17 protein-coding genes and 1 pseudogene are annotated in these 18134 nt (G+C 63.8%); 6 read left to right on the top strand and 12 right to left on the bottom strand.

All coding sequences use genetic code 11. The annotated features are described in order from the left end of the window. The first annotated feature begins 22 nt into the window (after nucleotides 1-22). The 3 genes from X730_RS141150 to X730_RS141160 are packed head-to-tail and all read left to right on the top strand — an operon-like array spanning nucleotide 23 to nucleotide 4087. On the top strand, nucleotides 23-745 hold the full coding sequence (locus X730_RS141150) for a molecular chaperone (RefSeq protein WP_031197254.1): 723 nt from the start codon (nucleotides 23-25) through the stop codon (nucleotides 743-745). Next, nucleotides 717-3128 (top strand): fimbria/pilus outer membrane usher protein, encoded by a 2412-nt coding sequence (locus X730_RS141155; RefSeq protein ID WP_031197253.1) that lies wholly within the window; start codon nucleotides 717-719, stop codon nucleotides 3126-3128. Before X730_RS141150 ends, X730_RS141155 begins: the two co-directional genes overlap by 29 nt. Nucleotides 3129-3142: 14 nt before the next feature. Next, the gene (locus X730_RS141160; protein WP_023827213.1) at nucleotides 3143-4087 is read left to right on the top strand and encodes a spore coat protein U domain-containing protein; all 945 of its coding nucleotides are present in this window, start codon (nucleotides 3143-3145) and stop codon (nucleotides 4085-4087) included. Here X730_RS141160 and X730_RS141165 read toward each other — a convergent pair. From X730_RS141165 to X730_RS141190, 7 genes and pseudogenes are all read right to left on the bottom strand, one after another. Further along, nucleotides 4081-5067, bottom strand: a complete 987-nt coding sequence (locus X730_RS141165; RefSeq protein ID WP_023827212.1) for a branched-chain amino acid ABC transporter permease — start codon at nucleotides 5065-5067, stop codon at nucleotides 4081-4083. The two genes, X730_RS141160 and X730_RS141165, sit on opposite strands and share 7 nt — an antisense overlap. Before the next feature lies 1 nt (nucleotide 5068). Then, nucleotides 5069-5956 (bottom strand): branched-chain amino acid ABC transporter permease, encoded by an 888-nt coding sequence (locus X730_RS141170; protein WP_023693757.1) that lies wholly within the window; start codon nucleotides 5954-5956, stop codon nucleotides 5069-5071. Between the two features lie 175 nt (nucleotides 5957-6131). Beyond that, the gene (locus tag X730_RS141175) at nucleotides 6132-6836 is read right to left on the bottom strand and encodes an ABC transporter ATP-binding protein (RefSeq protein ID WP_023827211.1); all 705 of its coding nucleotides are present in this window, start codon (nucleotides 6834-6836) and stop codon (nucleotides 6132-6134) included. After that, a pseudogene (locus X730_RS01000000164770) lies at nucleotides 6833-7614 on the bottom strand (ABC transporter ATP-binding protein). Before X730_RS01000000164770 ends, X730_RS141175 begins: the two are co-directional and overlap by 4 nt. Before the next feature lie 2 nt (nucleotides 7615-7616). Next, on the bottom strand, nucleotides 7617-8825 hold the full coding sequence (locus X730_RS141180) for an ABC transporter substrate-binding protein (RefSeq protein WP_023689847.1): 1209 nt from the start codon (nucleotides 8823-8825) through the stop codon (nucleotides 7617-7619). Nucleotides 8826-9027: 202 nt separating this feature from the next. Next, nucleotides 9028-10086 carry a nucleotidyltransferase domain-containing protein gene (locus X730_RS141185; RefSeq protein WP_032910274.1) on the bottom strand — a complete coding sequence of 353 codons (1059 nt, stop codon included), beginning with the start codon at nucleotides 10084-10086 and terminating at the stop codon, nucleotides 9028-9030. 210 nt (nucleotides 10087-10296) lie between these two features. Beyond that, on the bottom strand, nucleotides 10297-10893 hold the full coding sequence (locus X730_RS141190) for a YdeI/OmpD-associated family protein (RefSeq protein WP_031197250.1): 597 nt from the start codon (nucleotides 10891-10893) through the stop codon (nucleotides 10297-10299). 171 nt (nucleotides 10894-11064) lie between these two features. Here X730_RS141190 and X730_RS141195 point away from each other — a divergent pair, with 171 nt between their 5' ends. Further along, entirely contained in the window at nucleotides 11065-11679 is a 615-nt protein-coding gene (locus X730_RS141195; protein ID WP_023707113.1) for a hypothetical protein, read from the top strand. 186 nt (nucleotides 11680-11865) lie between these two features. Here the strand turns inward: X730_RS141195 and X730_RS141200 are convergent, their stop codons facing one another. Continuing rightward, nucleotides 11866-12777 (bottom strand): S1C family serine protease, encoded by a 912-nt coding sequence (locus X730_RS141200; RefSeq protein ID WP_023671416.1) that lies wholly within the window; start codon nucleotides 12775-12777, stop codon nucleotides 11866-11868. 431 nt (nucleotides 12778-13208) lie between these two features. Here X730_RS141200 and yghU point away from each other — a divergent pair, with 431 nt between their 5' ends. Then, entirely contained in the window at nucleotides 13209-14078 is an 870-nt protein-coding gene (yghU, locus tag X730_RS141205) for a glutathione-dependent disulfide-bond oxidoreductase (protein WP_023827208.1), read from the top strand. A gap of 152 nt (nucleotides 14079-14230) precedes the next feature. Here yghU and X730_RS141210 read toward each other — a convergent pair whose 3' ends face one another. Continuing rightward, nucleotides 14231-15445 carry a PLP-dependent aminotransferase family protein gene (locus X730_RS141210; protein ID WP_023827207.1) on the bottom strand — a complete coding sequence of 405 codons (1215 nt, stop codon included), beginning with the start codon at nucleotides 15443-15445 and terminating at the stop codon, nucleotides 14231-14233. Nucleotides 15446-15713: 268 nt separating this feature from the next. On the opposite strand from X730_RS141210, the gene X730_RS141215 reads away from it, so the two are divergent. Beyond that, nucleotides 15714-16454, top strand: coding sequence for a sulfotransferase family protein (locus tag X730_RS141215; RefSeq protein WP_023693766.1), 741 nt, complete (start codon nucleotides 15714-15716; stop codon nucleotides 16452-16454). 22 nt (nucleotides 16455-16476) lie between these two features. Here X730_RS141215 and X730_RS05975 read toward each other — a convergent pair whose 3' ends face one another. The 3 genes from X730_RS05975 to X730_RS1000000168280 all read right to left on the bottom strand — a co-directional run bounded on the left by X730_RS05975 (nucleotide 16477) and on the right by X730_RS1000000168280 (nucleotide 18000). After that, on the bottom strand, nucleotides 16477-16665 hold the full coding sequence (locus X730_RS05975) for a hypothetical protein (RefSeq protein ID WP_023671412.1): 189 nt from the start codon (nucleotides 16663-16665) through the stop codon (nucleotides 16477-16479). Nucleotides 16666-16951: 286 nt separating this feature from the next. Beyond that, complete coding sequence (locus X730_RS141220) at nucleotides 16952-17656, bottom strand: Crp/Fnr family transcriptional regulator (protein ID WP_023685922.1); 705 nt, start codon at nucleotides 17654-17656, stop codon at nucleotides 16952-16954. Between the two features lie 170 nt (nucleotides 17657-17826). Continuing rightward, nucleotides 17827-18000, bottom strand: a complete 174-nt coding sequence (locus X730_RS1000000168280) for a hypothetical protein (protein WP_023689840.1) — start codon at nucleotides 17998-18000, stop codon at nucleotides 17827-17829. Nucleotides 18001-18134 lie beyond the last annotated feature (134 nt).

Below are 18134 nucleotides of genomic sequence, written 5' to 3'. Positions count from 1 at the left end.
CGATACCAACACGAGGACGATCATGCGATCCATGCTTTCATGCATCGGAGCCACGGCTGTTCTGTTGCTGTGCGCCGGTCTCTCACAAGCCGCTTCGCTCAGGGTGGCGCCGACAGGTCTCGAGCTGATCTCGCCCGACGCCTCGGCGGTTCTCAACCTCAGCAACGATGACCCCAAGCGGCCGATCAATGTGCAGATACGCGTCTTCGCCTGGAGCCAGGCTGGCGGGATCGAGACGCTGACGCCGACTACGGACGTCGTCAGCAGCCCGCCATCGACCAAACTCGGACCCAATGCCCAATACGTGGTTCGCGTCGTGCGCGTCAGCAAGGCGCCGGTGCGGGCCGAGGAAAGCTACCGCGTCATCGTCGACGAGTTACCCGACCCGTCGCGCAAGAAGGCCGGTACGGTCGCGCTCGCGCTGCGCTATTCGGTGCCGGTGTTTTTCCGCGACGCCGATGCGGCCGCGCCGGCAGTCGCCTGGAGTGTTTCGCGCAAGGGCGGCAGTCTTGTGCTGACAGCCAGCAATACCGGTGAAAGTCGTCTCCGCTTGTCCAACCTATCCCTGACCCAGAACGGCAAAAAGCTCGGCAACCGAAACGGGCTCGTCGGTTATGTCCTGGGCGGCGCGACCATGCAGTGGCCGATCGGCAGCGGCAAATCACTGTCAGCGGGCTCCGTGCTTTTGAAGGCACAGAGCGATCTTGGACCCTTCGATGCCAACGTTGCCGTCAAGGGCAAGTAGGATCGCGCTAGTCGTCGCGCTCGCGATTTTCACACCTTTCTCGGCGGTGAACGCGCAAGAATTGCCGGCCGTGACGAACCCTGAAGACCCTGGCCAGCAAGCCGGCCGCAGCCTTTATCTAGAGGTGTTCATCAACGACGTCTCGACCAAACTGATCGGCAGCTTCACCCAGATGCCGGATGGCGGCCTGGCATCGACGCCGCAAGAGCTGAAGGAAATCGGGCTGAAGCCGCCGCAGGGCGCTGTCGACACCGACGGCCTGGTCAGGCTCGACCAGCTGGCGGATGTGTCGTTTCAGATCGACGAAGCGGCGCAGCGCCTCTACGTCACCGCCGCCAATGACAGCCGCGAGGCGCGCATGGTCGATCTCGGCTTGCGCTTGCAGGACCGGCCGGCGCCGCAATCAGGCGTGGGCGCGGTTCTCAACTATTCGCTGTTTGCCAGCTCCAACACATTGTTCGACAAGGACGTCGAGCTGTTCCAAGGCGTTTCCGGCGGCTTCGATGCGCGCGTGTTCAGCTCCTATGGCACGCTCAGCCAGTCGTTCATCGCCGGCTATTCCGATGGCAAGCTGGGCGGCTTTACGCGGCTCAACACGACCTGGAGCTATTCCGACCCCGACCGGCTGATGACCTACCGCGCCGGCGACTTCGTCTCCGGCGGCTTGTCGTGGACGCGGCCGGTCTATCTCGGCGGCGTCCAGGCGCAACGCAACTTCCACCTGCGATCGGACCTGGTGACGCTGCCGCTGCCGTCCTTCGGCGGCACGGCGGCGGTGCCGTCGACGCTCGAGGTCTATACGCAAAACGTGCGTACCTATTCCGGCGACATCCAGCCCGGGCCATTCCAGGTCACCAATTTGCCGGTGTTCACCGGCGCCGGACAGGCCCAGGTGGTGCTGCGCGACAGCCTGGGGCGCGAGACCACCGCCACCTTGCCGTTCTATGCCTCCAGCATGATGCTGCGTCAGGGGCTGCTCGATTTTTCCGTCGAGGCGGGCATGGCGCGGCGCAATTTCGGCATCTCTTCCGACGACTATGATGGCCGCGTCATGGGCGTCGCCAGCGCGCGCTACGGCGTGACCGACCGGCTGACATTGGAAGCCCATGCCGAGGGCGGCGCCGAGCTGATCAATGGCGGCATAGGTGCTGCCTTCCCGCTCGGGCCTTATGGCGCGGCGTCGGTGGCGGTGGCCGGCAGCCATCATGAGGGGCGCACCGGCTCGCTGGTCGATGCCAGTGTCGAATTCGGCTATGGTGGCTGGGCGATCAACGCTCACATGCAGCGGGCCTTTGGCGGCTATGATGACATCGCCTCGGTGACGGCGCAGCCGGTTCTCGACCCCGACGACTTCACCCGTTTCAGCGCCGGCGTGCCGCGCGCGGTCGACCAGGTGACACTCAGCGTGCCGATGCCGATCGATTTCTCCAGCCTCAACCTGTCCTATACGCATTTGAAGAGCGCCAAGGGCGAAAGCAGCCAGATCGTCAGCCTGTCCTACAGCCAGGCATTCTTCAAGCGCAGCACGCTCTATGCCACGGCCTTCGCCGATCTCGATGACGACAGCAGCTATGGCGTGTTCGCCGGGATTTCGATCCCGTTCAACGACGACATCTCGGCCTCGACAGGCGTCGAGCAAGGCCCTGACGGCCTCAATGTCACTGCCGACCTCGCCAAGGCGGAGCGGGCCGAGGACGGCAGCATCGGCTGGCGGCTGCGCACCTCAGAAGGCGAGGTTCCCAACCGCTCGGCAGCGGTGAGCTACCGGGCGCCGTTTGCGCGCCTCGCGGCCGGCGCCCAGCAGTTCGACAATGATTTTCGCGTGACCGGGCAGATGGACGGCGCCATCGCCGTGGCCGGCGGCGGCGTGTTCGCGACCAATCGCATCGACGACGCCTTTGCCGTCGTCGATGTCGGCACGCCGGACGTGGAGGTGTTGCATCAGAACCGGCCGGTCGGGAAGACCGACAGCAAAGGCCGCATCCTGGTCACCGGGCTGAATTCCTATGAGCCGAACACGGTGTCGATAGACCCGAAGAACCTGCCCGTCGACGCCGATATTCCGACCACCAAGGAGACTGTCGTTCCGGCCGACCGCAACGGCGTCGTGCTGAAGTTCGGCGTGTCGGAGGCGGCGCAGGCCGCGCTGGTGACGCTGGTCAACCCGAGCGGCACGCCGCTCGAAGCCGGGCTTGCCGGCCGCGTCGACGGCGGCACGGAAGATTTCGTCGTCGGCTATGATGGGCAGGCCTACATCAAGGGCCTCGGCAAGCAGAATGCGGTGGTGGTCGGTCTGGCGGACGGCAGCTCGTGCCGAGCGGATTTCCCGTTCGAAGCGGTGCGAGGCCGGCAAGTGACGATCAAGGATGTGGTGTGCCAATGAAAATCCCAGGCCAAATGATGCGCGCTGCAGTCGTTATAATCCTCGTACTGCTCCCGTCGCTGGCCCGGGCGCAGAGCTGCACCGGTACCGTCACCGACATGAATTTCGGTCTCATCGACACGCTGTCGGCCACCGCAGCCACCGCGACGGCGACACTCAACATGAATTGCACCGGCGGCGTGGTGCGCATCCTGTTCTGTCCGCATATCGGCGCCGGCAGTGGGGGTGCTACCTCGGCGGCAGCCAGGCAGATGGCGAGCGGCGCCAACAGCCTTAACTACCAGCTCTATTCGGACCCCGGAATGAGCGTCGCGTGGGGTTCCTATACCTGGGCCTATGCATCGCGCCCGCCGCCGCAGGTGCTGGTGCCCATTCTCATCGGCAATGCATCCGGCAGCGCCACGATCTACGCTCGGGTGACCGGCGGCCAGTCAGCGGTTCCGCCGGGCACCTATCAGTCGATATTTTCGGGCATCCACGTCGAGTTTCGCTACCAGAACGACCTGCTCGGCAACAGCTGCAACACCGGCTTCGGTCTGACGGCGCCCGATCCGACCTTCACCATCAACGCCACGGTCGCGGCAAACTGCCTGGTCGCCACCCAGAACATCGATTTCGGCTCCAAGGGCGTGCTCGACGCCAATGCCGATGCCACCGGCCAGGTCTCGGTCACCTGCACGCCGTCGACCGCCTATACGGTTTCCCTGAATGGCGGCACGACAGGCGGCACGCCGACCAATCGCAAGATGTCGAAGGGCGGCGAGCGGGTCACCTACGGCCTCTACAAGGACGCCGCGCGCTCGCAGCCCTGGGGTGACGCCGGAACGCCGGGAAGCACGGTGGCCGGCACCGGAACCGGCTTGGCGCAACCGCTCATCGTCTACGGCCGCGTGCCGCCGCAGACGACGCCCTCGGCCGGCGTCTACACCGACACGGTGGTGGTGACCATCACCTATTGATCGCGGCCCGCCTCGCCGTTGGCCGGCGCCAGCCAGCGCGCGTAAATCTCGCCGACGATGCCGCGACGAAAGACCAGCACGCAGATCATGAAGATCAGGCCGGTGGCGATGGTCACCGGGAAGCCTGAGGTGGCGAGGGTGTTTTCCAGGCCGACGACGAGGCCGGCGCCGACGACAGGACCGACCATGGTGCCAATGCCGCCGAGCAGCGTCATCAGGATCACCTCGCCCGACATCTGCCAGGTGACGTCGGTCAGCGTCGCGAACTGGAAGACGATCGCCTTGGTCGCGCCGGCAAGCCCGGCAAGCGCTGCCGACATGACGAAGGCGGCGAGCTTGTAGCGGCCGACCGAATAGCCCAGCGAGATGGCGCGGTTCTCGTTCTCGCGGATCGAACGCAGGATCATGCCGAACGGCGAGTTGACGATGCGCCAGACGGCGAAGACGCCGATGAGGAAGACGGCAAGCACGACGAAATACATGTTGAGCGTGACGTTGAGATCGACGATGCCGAACAGATGCCTGCGCGGCACGCCTTGTATGCCGTCCTCGCCTTCGGTGAACGGCACCTGGACACAGAAGAAATAAAACATCTGCGCCAGCGCCAGCGTGATCATCGAGAAATAGATGCCTTGCCGGCGGATGGCGAGGAAGCCCATGACCAGGCCGAGCACGGCCGCTCCGGCGGTGCCGAGCAGGATGCCGGCCTCGGGCGGCCAGCCCCATGCCTTGACGGCGTAGGCGCAGAAATAGGCGGCGGCGCCGTAGAAGGTGGCGTGGCCGAACGACAACAGCCCGGTGTAGCCGAGCAGCAGGTTGAAGGCGCAGGCAAACAGCGCGAAGCACAGCATCTTCATCAGGAAGATCGGATAGACGAAGAAGGGCGCGGCTATCAGCGCCAGTATGGCCAATGCCAGCAATACCCGCTCAAGCCGCACGGAGGCGGCGGTGCGCTGGTCGTGAAGGGCTGCCTCGCTCATCTCAGGCGTCCCTTCCGAACAGGCCGGCGGGGCGCAGGAGCAGCACGATCGCCATGATGACGAAGACCACGAGGTTCGACGCCTCGGGATAGAACACCTTGGTCAGGCCCTCGGCGAGGCCGAGCATATAGCCGGTGACGATGGCCCCGAGAATCGAACCCATGCCGCCGACCACGACGACGGCAAAGACGACGATGATGATATCGGAGCCCATCAGCGGACTGACCTGGTAGACGGGCGCGGCGAGAATACCGGCAAGGCCGGCGAGCGCCGCGCCGAGCCCATAGGTGAGCGTCAGCAGCAGCGGCACGTTGACGCCGAAGGCCTGCACCAGCTCGGGATTTTCGGTCGCGGCGCGCAGATAGGAGCCGAGCCTGGTCTTCTCGATCAGGAGCCAGGTGCCGATGCAGATAATGAGCGAGGCCACCACCACCCAGCCGCGATAGTTGGGCAGGAACATGAAGCCGAGATTGGTGCCGCCGGCAAGCTGCGCCGGAACGGCATATGGGTTGCCTGACACACCGTAGTAGAAACGGAACACGCCTTCGATGACCAGCGCCAGTCCGAAGGTGAACAGCAGCCCGTAGAGCGGATCCAGGCGGTAGAGCCGCGACAGCGCCACGCGCTCGACCGCCATGCCGAAGACGCCGACGATGAGCGGAACCAGGAGCAGCGCCGGCCAGTAGCCGATGCCGAGATGGACGAGCAGCAGGTAACCGATGAAGGCGCCGAGCATATAGAGTGCGCCATGGGCGAAATTGATGATCCGCAGCAGGCCGAAGATGACGGCCAGGCCGAGGCTCAGCATGGCGTAGAAGGAGCCGTTGATCAGCCCGACCAGCATCTGGCCGAGCAAGGCCTGGACGGGGATGCCGAAGATCATGGTCATGGCGTCACCGAGGGTGTTGCAAGCGGGATGCGTCTGTGCGGCACGTACCCCCACCCGGACCTTCGGTCCGACCTCCCTACAAGGGGGAGGTAGGGCGGTGGCCCTCCACCCTCCCCCTTGTGGGGAGGGTCGCTGCGCAGCAGCGGGGTGGGGGTACTGCCGTGGGCTGTCGTCATCATACCCCCAACACCTCGTGCAGCTGTTGCGTGTGAGCGGCAAGCTCGCTTGCGGCAAAACCCTCCACCACCTTGCCATGCTCCATCAGATAGAAGCGGTCGGCGATGCGCGCGGCGAAGCGGAAATTCTGCTCGACGAGCAGGATGGTCATGCCGCGCTTTTTCAAGGTCGCCAGCAGTTCGCCGATGCGCTGGACGATGACCGGCGCCAGGCCCTCGGTCGGCTCGTCGAGCAGCAGCATCTGCACGCCCGTCCGCAGGATGCGGGCCATGGCCAGCATCTGCTGTTCGCCGCCGGAGAGTTTGGTGCCGGGGCTGTTGCGGCGCTCCTTGAGGTTGGGAAAGAGATCGAAGATTTCCTCGACGCTCATGCCGCCCTTGGCCACCACCGGCGGCAGGATCAGGTTTTCGTCGACGGTGAGCGTGGCGAAGATGCCGCGCTCCTCCGGCACGAAGCCGATGCCGCGATGGGCAACACGATGCAGCGGCAGGCGCATCAGGTCGCTGCCGTCGAACGCGACGCTGCCGCTGCGCTTGCGGACCAGCCCCATGATGGCGCGCAGCGTTGTGGTCTTGCCGACGCCGTTGCGGCCGAGCAGCGTCACGGTCTCACCGCGAAAAACGTCGAGGTTGACGCCATGCAGCGCATGGCCCTCGCCATACCAGGCATGGAGATCGCGCACGGCAAGCAGCGGCTCACTCATGCTCGGTCCCCCTGCTCGGTCCCCATGTAGGCGACCCTGACGCGCTCATCGTTGCTCACCGTCGCGTAGTCGCCGGCGGCGAGCACCTGGCCGCGCTGCATGACGGTGATCCAGTCGCAGAGGTCGGCGACGACGGTGAGATTGTGCTCGACCATCAGCACGGCGCGGTCCGTTGCCAGCGAGCGGATGATGCCGGAAATGACGCCGACATCCTCGTGCCCCATGCCGGCCATCGGCTCGTCGAGCAGCAGCACTTTCGGGTCGAGCGCCAGCGTGGTGGCGATCTCGAGCACGCGCTTCCTGCCATAGGAGAGATCGCCGGCCGGACGATGCGCGACATCGTCGAGACCGACGACGGCAAGCAGTTCGCGCGCCCGTGGAGTCAGTTGGTCAAGCGCGGCCAGCGAGCGCCAGAACTGGAAGCCGAGCCCGCTCGGCCGCTGCAAGGCGACNGATGCGGAAAGATCGCCGATATCTGGAACGAGCGGACGAGACCCATGCGCGCCACCCTGGCCGGCGCGGTGCGGGTGATGTCGTTGCCCAACAGTTTGATCCTACCGCTGCTCGGCTGCAGGAACTTGGTCAAGAGGTTGAAGATCGTCGTCTTGCCGGCGCCGTTCGGCCCGATCAGCGCATGGATCTGGCCGTGATGGACGTCGAGGTCGACATTGTTGACGGCGACGAAACCGGCAAAGTCGCGCCGCAGGCCGCGGGCGGAAAGCACCACCCGCGGCTGGATTTCGGCACCGTCCTGCTGGACGGCCACGGCTTGCACCATCGTCACTTGGTGACGAGCGGGCAGCCGCTGTCTTCGGCCTTGATGAAGGCCTTGTCGCCCGGAATGGTCGCAAGGTAGGTGTAGTAATCCCAGTCCTTCTTCGACTCCTCGGGCTTCTTGACCTGGTAGAGATACATGTCGTGCACCATCGAGCCGTCGGCCTGTACCTTGCCGTTGGCGTTGATGATGTCGTCGACGGGCATTTCATGGAGTTGCTTGGCGACCGCCTCGGTCTCGTCGGTGCCGGCCTTGTCGATGGCCTTGAGATATTGCAGCACCGCCGAATAGGTGCCGGCCTGGATCATGTTGGGCATGCGGTTGGTGCGCTTGAAGAAGCGCCCGGCGAAGTCGCGGCTCTTGTCGTCGCGGTCCCAGTAAAACCCTTCGGTGAGCACCACGCCCTGCGCCGCCTGCAGTCCGAGGCCGTGCACCTCGGCAAGCGTGAACAGAAGTGCTGCCAGCCGCTGGCCGCCGGCGACGATGCCGAACTCGGCCGCCTGCTTGATGGTATTGGAGGTGTCGAGGCCGGCATTGGCAAGGCCGATAACCTTGGCGCCGGAGGACTGCGCCTGCAGCAGGAAGGAGGAATAATCCGTCGATCCCAAGGGGTAACGCACCTCGCCCAGCACTTTGCCGCCGCTTGCCTCAACAACCTTTGAGGTCTGCTCCTTCAGCGAATATCCGAAGGCATAGTCGACGGTGATGAAATACCAGCTGTCGCCGCCCTGCTGCACCAGCGCGCCGCCGGTGCCGACCGCCTGCGAGTGGGTATCGTAAGCCCAGTGGAAACCGTAGGGCGAGCATTGCTTGCCGGTCAGGTCGGCCGATGCCGCTCCGGTGACGATGTCGATCTTCTTCTTTTCCTTGGACAACCCCTGGACGGCGAGCGCCACCGAGGATGTCGTCAGTTCCATGATCGCGTCGACCTGCTCGGTGTCGTACCACTGGCGCGCAATGTTGGAGGCAATGTCGGGCTTGTTCTGGTGATCGGCGTTGACGATCTCGATTGGCGCGCCCTGCACCTTGCCGCCAAAATCCTCGACCGCCATCCTGGCGGCCTCGACCGACCATTTGCCGCCGAAATCGGCATAGACGCCCGACTGGTCGTTGAGGATGCCGATCTTGACCTTGCCGTCGGAAATTTCGCCGGCCGCCGCCGGCATCGCAGTCGCCGCAAGCAGCGCGGCTGAGACGAGATAGGATGCTTTCACAGGTGGTTCCTCCCTTGTGGCCGACGCTGGAAAACGCGGCGGCCTTGCAATGGTTCAACAGCTCCGTCCGGTTCTCGCTGAAATCCGGGCCAGCGCCCGCCACTTCTCCTCTTGGCAACCCCTCCGCCCTGGGTGCGCCGGGAACCGTAGCATCACATTTCGCGAGGCGAGAATGCTATTTTCGTAGCATGGCGTGTGGGCGCTACCAGTCCGGCTCAATTGGAAGGTCTTCGGAAAAGCCGCTCGGGCCAGGAAGGGACAGCGTTGCGGCCGCGGCGTCTCGCAATGCCGCCGGAGGCCTTTTGAGATGTTCGCTGTCCAGCGGAAGGGCAAGATAGGCGGTGGCAATGCGTGCAGCCGCTTCCGCCTGTTCACGATCTCTCATTGCCTTGACCGCAGACCGATCAGGCAGCGTGGCCAGCCAAGCCTTGTGCAGAGCGAACATTCGAGGGTCGACCGTCGGCATGCTTACGGGATAGCCACGCTCATCGATCGCCACAGCCTCCACCTTCGGGGCGTTGATGAGCCATTGCAGCCCCTCCATGGGTGCGCTGTCGAGATCGTCGGCATGCTGTGTAATCGAGGTAGTGGCGTTGTCCTTGAGGACATGTCTTGCCTGCGGACGGATCAGGTCGACCAGATAGCCATCACGGTTCGCTGCCCTGAAGGCCCGGGGCTGGAGCGGCTTGAAGGACCTGTCCACTTTACGCAACACGCCTATCAGGCCGGACTGGCTTACCCTCTCGCCGGTCACGAAGCTGATGCGACGTCGCGAATCGAAGAGCAGGTCGATGTCGCCGGTTGCCGTGAGACCGCTGGTGATCTGGACGCCCGCCAGAGCCTCGTAAGCGAACAGCGCATTCGTGCCGACGACCAGCAACTGCTTGCCCAGCAGGTCTGTTTCGGCGCACCGCCGCAATATCCGTGCGGCGATGGCCGGTACCCTGCCCAACCCCATTGCCACATTGACTTTCGCCAGGCCGTTCAGGCGATCGGCCAGACCTGCCAGCAGATCCTTGTTCTGCACCCTGCCCTCGGAAAACGCAGCGAACGCCTTCTCCGTCTGGCTGCTTTTCGGCCCGAGTGAATTCTCGACCTGCCGGACCTTCCGCAGCAGGTATTCAGCACCGTTGCGCTCAACCCAGCGCATGCTGCCTGCAAAGCGCCTTTGGCGCTGGTCATCAGCACGCTGCCAGGCCTCGTAGACCTGTTGCGTATCTATGAGTTGGCGCCGCTGCTCGCCGGTCAACTCTCTCAGCATCGTTTTCCACTCTTAAGCCAGGATCAAGTTAACATAGTGGAAAACTCTTAATTAACAATATGTTGTTACGTTTTTCCACTATCGCAGCTATCATCCGCACGACGAGTGGAAAATACCGTAAAAACAATATGTTATGTCCGGGAAAGCGAGGCCAGAACCTCACAAGCGGGTTTTTAGCTGCGCGCACCATGGCACCCGCTTGCCGTCGCCTCACCGCTTCTGCGGATAGATCGTCTCGCCACGCTTCAGCATCTCGACAAAAGCCTCGATCTTCTTCCTGCGCCCCGCCTCCGTCTTCATGTTGTGCGTTCGAAACGCCAGCGCGAACCGGTTCTGGGCGGAAAGCTTTGCCAGCATCTCCTTCGCCTTCGGCTCGGCGTCGATGGCGGCCTGCAGATCGTCAGGGATCTTCATGTCCTTGCCTGAGGCATAGGCGCGGTCCCAGCGGCCGTCGGCCTTGGCCGCCTCGACCTGTTTCAGCCCGTGTTCGGTCACGCGGCCCTCCTCGACCAGGCGGGCGACATTGTCGATGTTGATCTTGCTCCAGATGCTCTTCTTGCCGCGCGGCGTGTAGCGCTGCAGAAAGCTCTTGTCGTCGAGCGGCTTGCGTATGGCGTCGATCCAGCCGAAGCACAGCGCCACGTCGATGGCCTGCTTCGGCGTGATCGAGGCGAGGCCCGAGCCGACCTTGTGGACTTTGATCCAGACCTCGCTCTCGCCGGCATGATTTTCGCGCAGCCAGGCGTAAAAACTGTCGGGATCGGGGAATTCATGAACCTTGTCGGGATCGACCTTGAACGGCGCCATCATCACCTCGTTGTTGCCGGGCCGGCTGTATCGGCTGTCGATGCCAGTTTCCGTCAGCGGCGTCGATACCCCCTAGCCTATTGCGAGCCGGCTTGCGCCCAAGCCGGCGCTCATGGCAGTTTCCCGGCTGGTCGAGCCGGGCAAGGCAGACTGCAATTCGGGGGAAATGCCATGCGATCGATGTTACTCGGCCTCATCCTTCTGCTGCCGGCCTCTGCGCTCGCCGAACCCATCGAAACCCAGAAGATCATCACCGCGCTGACCGGCGACTTCAATGGGGACGGCGCCGCCGATCTGGCGATGATCGTCGAGAGCGAGCCCGAAGACGATACCATGGACATGCATTTCTTCCTGAGGGACAAAAAGTACAATTTTCTGAAACCCGCCGGCGTCGTGCATGAGCAGGTCTACGGCGAATGGAACGACTACGACCAGCCGCATTATGAGGGCTCCGGCATCGAACCGGAGTTGACCTTGCTGCCCAACGGCTCGATCAAGATCTATCTGCCGGGGCTGATCGGCCCCGGCGAGCGGACCGACATGACGCTGACCATCGCCTGGCGCAACGAGGCCTTCGTCGTCGCCGGCGTTGCCTATGACCATTACAAATACCAGTCCGTTGTCGTCTACAGCAGCTGCGACTACGACGTGCTGACCGGCAAGGGCAAAAGTATGCAGACGCAGGATGATGACAGCAAGGTGAACAGTATCGTGTCTGTCGAAGGCCAGGTCGTGCCCTTCGCGGAGTGGGACACGGGGACGCCTTTTAGGGTATGCGGGGATTGAGGGGGCAGCCAATCTCCCCCCTCGTGGGGGAGATGGCCGGCAGGGGGGCCGCTGTCCCGCCAACGCACCGGCCAGTGTCAGCCACGTTTATCCCGCGATTCTCAGAAAACAGATCGAGAGGCCGCGATCCTTCGCGCCCCCCTCTGCCCTGCCGGGCATCTCCCCCACTTGGGGGGAGATTGGCCTTCACTGCAGATGCGGTTTCTTCAAAAAGCTGTTTCGGTCGGCGGATTTCACTCGCAGCCAAGTCTCACGACCGTCACGCACGACCCTGAGAGGAATCTCCGAACCCGCCGGATTCTGCCATAGCTTGCGGTAGAAATCGGCGAGACCGTCGACCTCGCCATCGCGCACGTCGGAGATGATGTCGCCCTGGCGCAGGCCGGCCTTGGCGGCGGGGCCGCCTTCGGCGACGCTCATCACCACGACCGCACCGTTCGACTCGGCCGAGAAGGCGCCGAGCCATGGGCGCGGCGGCTTCGCCACCTGGCCGCGCGTCAGCAGATCGTCGAGGATCGGGGTCAGAAGGTTGATCGGCACGACCATGTTGATGTCGGCGACCTCGCCGTTGCGGCTCATCTGCAAAAGCAGCGAACCGATGCCGAGCAGGCTGCCATCCTGGCCGATGAGTGCCGCGCCGCCCCAGGACGGGTGCGCCGGGGCAATGAAGATCGCCTCGTCAAGCAGATATTCCCAATAGCCGGCGAATTCCTGCTTGGTGACGATGTGTGCCTTGACCGAGCGGCCGGTTCCGTCGGCAAACACCACGGGGTCGCCGATCTTGGCCTTCGAGGCGTCGCCCAGCGCCACCGCCGGCAGGCCGAGCGGCGCCAGCGCCTGCACCAGTCCGAAGCCTGTCTCCTGGTCATAGGCCAGCGCATGTGCCGGCACGACGCGGCCGTCCTGGTCGGTCAGCCAGACCTCCTCGGCCTCGGTGATGAGATAGCCTATGGTGAGCACCAGCCCGTCGCCGCGGATGACGACGCCGCTGCCTTCCCGGCGCGTGCCCAGGGCATTGGCCGTGAAGGCATCGTCGGGAACCATGGCGCGCACGCCAACGACGGAGCGCAAGAGCGGGGAAACGGGATCGATCGGCATGCTTTCATCCTGGCAGATATGCGTGGGCAGTATCCTCTATAGGTATGCCGCGCTGCACAGGGCGCAAGGGCTTAGGCAACAAGGCAATCATTTCAGAGGCTGGCGCTGCTCCTCGTCCGCCTGCCGGCACCTTCTCCCCCCGTATAGCGACGGGGAGAAGGGAGATGGCCGCAACATCGGCGCTCTTGGCAACGCTGGCAATTGGCGAAATCAGTAGGCGACAGCGTCCTTCTCCCCGTCACTATACGGGGAGAAGTGCCCGGCAGGGCGATGAGGGGCGGCGCCGACATCGATAATAGTTCAACACAAGTTGAACCTTTCTGAATTGCACCTATGTGTTCCCGTATCTAGGTTCCGCCGACTTTTCCGCCATCAGTCTCGCGCCCTCGCGCAAGTCGTTTTCGCCCCGCCAAACCCAAGGAATTTCCCGCATGACCGAATACACCCCGCCGAAAGTCTGGAGCTGGAAGAAAGCCAATGGCGGCACGTTCGCCAGCATCAACCGGCCTATTGCCGGTCCGACGCATGACAAGGTGCTGCCGGTCGGCAAGCATCCGCTGCAGCTCTATTCGCTGGCGACGCCGAATGGGGTCAAAGTGACTGTCATGCTGGAGGAGCTTCTGGCGCTCGGCCACAAGGGCGCCGAATACGACGCCTGGCTGATCCGCATCAACGATGGCGACCAGTTCGGCTCGGGCTTTGTCGAGGTCAATCCCAACTCCAAGATCCCGGCGCTGCTCGACCGCAGCGGCAAGACGCCTGTCCGCGTCTTCGAGTCCGGCTCGATCCTGCTTTATCTCGCGGAAAAGTTCGGCGAATTCCTGCCGACCGAACAGCCGGCGCGCGCGGAAACCTTGTCCTGGCTGTTCTGGCAGATGGGCTCGGCGCCCTATCTCGGCGGCGGCTTCGGCCATTTCTACGCTTATGCGCCGGAAAAGTTCGAATACGCCATCGACCGCTTCGCCATGGAGACCAAGCGCCAGCTCGACGTGCTCGACCGGCGGCTGGCCGAGACCGAATATCTCGGCGGCGCCTTCTATTCGATCGCCGACATGGCGGTATGGCCCTGGTATGGCGGCCTTGCGCTCGGCCGCATGTACAATGATTCCGCCGAATTCCTGTCGGTGCAGGACTACGAGCACGTACAACGCTGGGCCAAGGCGATCGACGCCCGCCCGACCGTGCAACGCGGCCGCATGGTCAACCGCGCCTTCGGCGACCCGGCCATGCAACTGCACGAGCGCCACGACGCCAGCGATTTCGAAACGAAGACGCAGGATAAATTCGTGGTGGCGGAGTGAGCTAATCTCCCCCCTTGAGGGGGAGATGGCCGGCAGGCCAGAGGGGGTCGGCTCGACTGGGCGCGACCTCCTGCGACTGATGAAGGTTAGCGCTCCACGCGCGGCGACCCCCTCTGTCGCCTTCGGCGACATCTCCCCCTCGAGGGGGGAGATTAGCCCATCAATTTCGCCAGCCTCGGCACGCCTTCACCCACGGCGCGTTCATCTGCGAGCGTAAAGCTCATCCGCATCGTGTTGCGTCCCGAACCGTCGGCGTAGAATGCGTTGCCCGGCACGAAGGCCACGCGGGCTTCCTTGACCGAGCGGGCGAGCAGTGCCGTGGCGTCCGCACTTTCAGGCAGCGTCAGCCAAACGAACATGCCGCCTTCCGGCCGGCTCCAGCTGACGCCATCCGGCATTTCCGCTTCGAGTGCTGCAAGCAAGCCGTCGCGGCGCTGGCGGTAGGCGCCGATCAGCTTTTCCACCTGGCCGTCATACACGGCCTCGGAGACGCGGTGCATGACCAGCTGGTTGATCGACGGGCTGTGCAGGTCCGACGCCTGCTTCATCAGCACCAGCCGCTCGACTACACGGCGCGGCGCGCAGACCCAGCCGACGCGCATGCCCGGTGACAGAATCTTTGAGAACGAGCCGCAATAGAGCGTGCGGGCGTTTTCGATGCCGCCGGAGCGTTCGCAGTCGAGCGCCAGGATCGGCGGCTGGCCCTCGCCGTCATAGCGCAGCGCGCGATAGGCGGCGTCCTCGATGACGGCAATGTCGAGCTCGCCGGCGAGGTCGAGCACCGCCTCGCGCTGCTGGCGGTTCAGCGTCTCGCCGGTCGGGTTGGCGAAATCGGGCACCAGATAGGCGAATTTCACCTTGCCGCCCTCTTTTGCAAAAGTAGAGGGGGCAGCAGCCGCCGCCTGGTAGGCGGCCGGCGTCATGTTGCCGCCATCCGGCGTCAGGCGGTCGTAGCGCGGCTCATAGGCGTTGAAGGCCTGGAGCGCGCCGAGATAGGTCGGCCACGTCACGAGCGCTGTGTCGCCGGGCGACAGGAACAGCTTGCCCAGATAATCCAGCGCCTGCTGCGAGCCGGAGGTGATGAAGATGTTGTGCTCGTCGCAGGCAATGCCGAGCTTGCCCATCTGGCCGGCCAGCCATTTTCTGAGCGGCAGATAACCTTCGGAGACCTGATACTGAAGTGCTGCGCTCGCCTCCGCACCGCCCAGCACCGAGGCATAGGCATCGGCGATCGCCTGGGCCGGAAACAAGGCCGGATCGGGGATGCCGCCGGCAAAGGAGATGATGTCGGGCTGGTCGAGCAGTTTGAGCAGCTCGCGGATTTCTGACGCCTTCATGCGCGAGGCGCGCGACGCCAACAGGTCCATCAAACTCACGAGCCCACCTCCCGGGATACGGCATCTGGTCCAGCATGACCGTTCTGGCCATGCGATTTAGGTCAATCTGACTGACCTATTATCAGGCTCCCTCACCCGCTGGAATAGCCAAACCCTCATTCCGCGTGGCCCAGACGAAAAAGCAAACACATTTCTGCCCTGGACAGGGAAAATTGTTGCGCGCCGAGGGGCGCGGATGCAACCTCATTCCGAGCGGACCGGCATAAAAAGAAAAGCGGTCTCAACAAGGGGGGTTAAAATGACGCTTGAGCTCATCGGGGCCGGATTCGGCCGCACCGGCACATGGTCGACCTTTGCCGCGCTGAACAGGCTGGGCCTTCCCAGCTATCACATGCAGGAAGTCATCCTCAACAAGGCCAACAAGGGCCATCTCGACTTCTGGCGCAAGGTGGCCAACAGCCCGCCCGGCAGCCAGCACGACTGGACCAGAGTCTTTGCCAATTACAAGGCGACGGTCGACAATCCGGGATGCTGCGTGTGGCGCGAATTGATGGCCGCCTATCCCGACGCCAAGGTGCTGCTCACCCTGCATCCGCGCGGCGCCGAGGCCTGGTACGACAGCACCATCGACACCATCCACTTCACCGAGACATTGTGGCAGTTCAAGGTGCTGGAATGGCTGACGCCGTTCGGCCGCAAATTCGGCGACATGTCGCACAGACTGATCTGGGGCCGCACGCTTGCCGGCGTGATGGACGACCGCGCCAAGGCGGTGGCGCGCTACAACGCCTACACCGAGGAGGTGATAGCGGCCGTGCCGCCGGAGAAGCTTCTGGTGTTCAAGGTCAGCGATGGCTGGGCGCCGCTCTGCGGCTTCCTCGGCGTGGCGCTGCCCAACGAGCCCTTCCCCAACCTCAACGACCGCGAAAGCGTGAAGAAGATCATCCGCGACATCATCAAGGGCAGCTACATCATGCTGGGGCTGTCGGTGGCGGCGGTGCTTGCGGCGATCGCGGCGCTGTGGTGGTGGCTGGGGTAGCCGCCGGACCGTCAGGATATTGCTACTTGCGCGTGATCCAGCCGAGCAGATCCGGCTCGACGTCTTCGTGGTCGGTCAGGTCGCGAACCAGGGAAGCGGCGAGCGCGCGCCACCGCTTTTCCGGGACATTGTCTTCCATCACCGATTTGATGAAGGCGGCGCGCAGGATGGCGCAATCGAAGGCGGATACGTCGAAAAGCAGTTCTGCCATTTCGGTTTTCCCCGTTTCACATCGGGCGCGCGAGCCTGTCGAAGCCTCAGGCGCCAGCGCCCCATATACATGGTCGACGACAGCAGATTCATACTCTTGCCGAACCAAGGTTCAACACAATTCGATTGTACGGTTTTTACCAAGCGATTGCGGTTCGTTGCCCGCTTTTGCGCCGATGCTAGATTTGCCGGGCGGCCTCTCCCCAGATGGCCGCAAATGGCCGGCGCGGCTCTGGCAACATGCTTTCACCGGCATTCGCGTCGGCCATTTCCAGCCCGTGCCAGGCTCAGCCCAGCAGGCGTTCGTATTCGGCCTCGGCCTGGCCATAGAAACCGTCGGCGACGGCGATCAGGCCATCCCGGTCGCGAATGACGATCTCGCCGCGCCTCGACCGGATCAGGCCGCGCCCTTCCAGGATCTGCAGGCCGATGGTGACGCCCGGACGCCTGACGCCGAGCATGACGGACAGGAACTCATGCGTGATCTGGATCTGGTGGCCGACCACCCTGTCGTCACACATCAGGAGCCATCGGGCCAGCCGATCCTCGAGCTTGGCGCGGGCATTGCTCAGTGCCGTGGATTTGGTCTGGCCGTGCAGATAATGGGCATAGCGCAGCAGGAAGGCGCGAAGCGTCGGGCTTTTCTGCAGCGCTGCCTTGAACGGCTCGGAATCGATGCACACCGCCTCGCCCGGCATCTGCATGTAGCAATCATGGGGCGCCCAGTCGGCGCCCATCACCAAGGCGGAGCCCGACATGCCTTCGTGGCCGATGATGCCGACCTCGGTGTCCAGGCCCGGCCGGTTCCTCGCCACCACCGAGGCCAGGCCGCTTTCCAGGAAGCATACCGAGGCGACCGGCTCGCCCGCCATTTCGAGCGGGGCTTTGAGATCGAGCACACGATGATGCAAATGCGGCGCAAGCAGTGCGAAGTCGGCCGGGTTCATGCGGCGCAAAAGGCCGCTTTTCTCCTTGCTGACCGACTGGTCCATCGCTCTCTCCCCAGGGCAAGAGCACATGTCATCTCCCAGCCGTCGGCGCCCTGCCCAAATGCAAACGGTCATTGGACGATAGCTGACTCGGATTCAGCCATTGTACTTCGTACAAAACCGACAAATCAGGGGCGACGCCCCATGGATCAATCCAGCAGCTTTTTCCTGGATCAGCGCTTCGGGCGGTCAGCCGCAACCATGCGCGCTTCGCGCACGATGGACGAGCGATCGTTGCCGATCAGCGATGCGATCTCTTGTATCTGCTGCTCGGAGGCCCCGGTTTCCCGCGCCAAGGCCGCGAGCGCCTCGGCGCTCAGACCGGACTGTCTCGGTTGCTCCGCCATGTCTCCAATGCCTCCTGTCGGGGCAGGAGTGCGATGGTCGCTCCCAAGCGTCAGCGCCCATTGATGTGGCTGACGATGCTATACTGTACGCTTCCGAACAATCGATGGCGAGCGATATATTAGCGACGCTGGAT

Source organism: Mesorhizobium sp. L103C131B0 (genome assembly GCF_000502275.1).
Lineage (GTDB): Bacteria > Pseudomonadota > Alphaproteobacteria > Rhizobiales > Rhizobiaceae > Mesorhizobium.
Note: the sequence above shows the minus strand (reverse complement) of the source record. Positions and strands in the feature narration are given on the sequence as shown.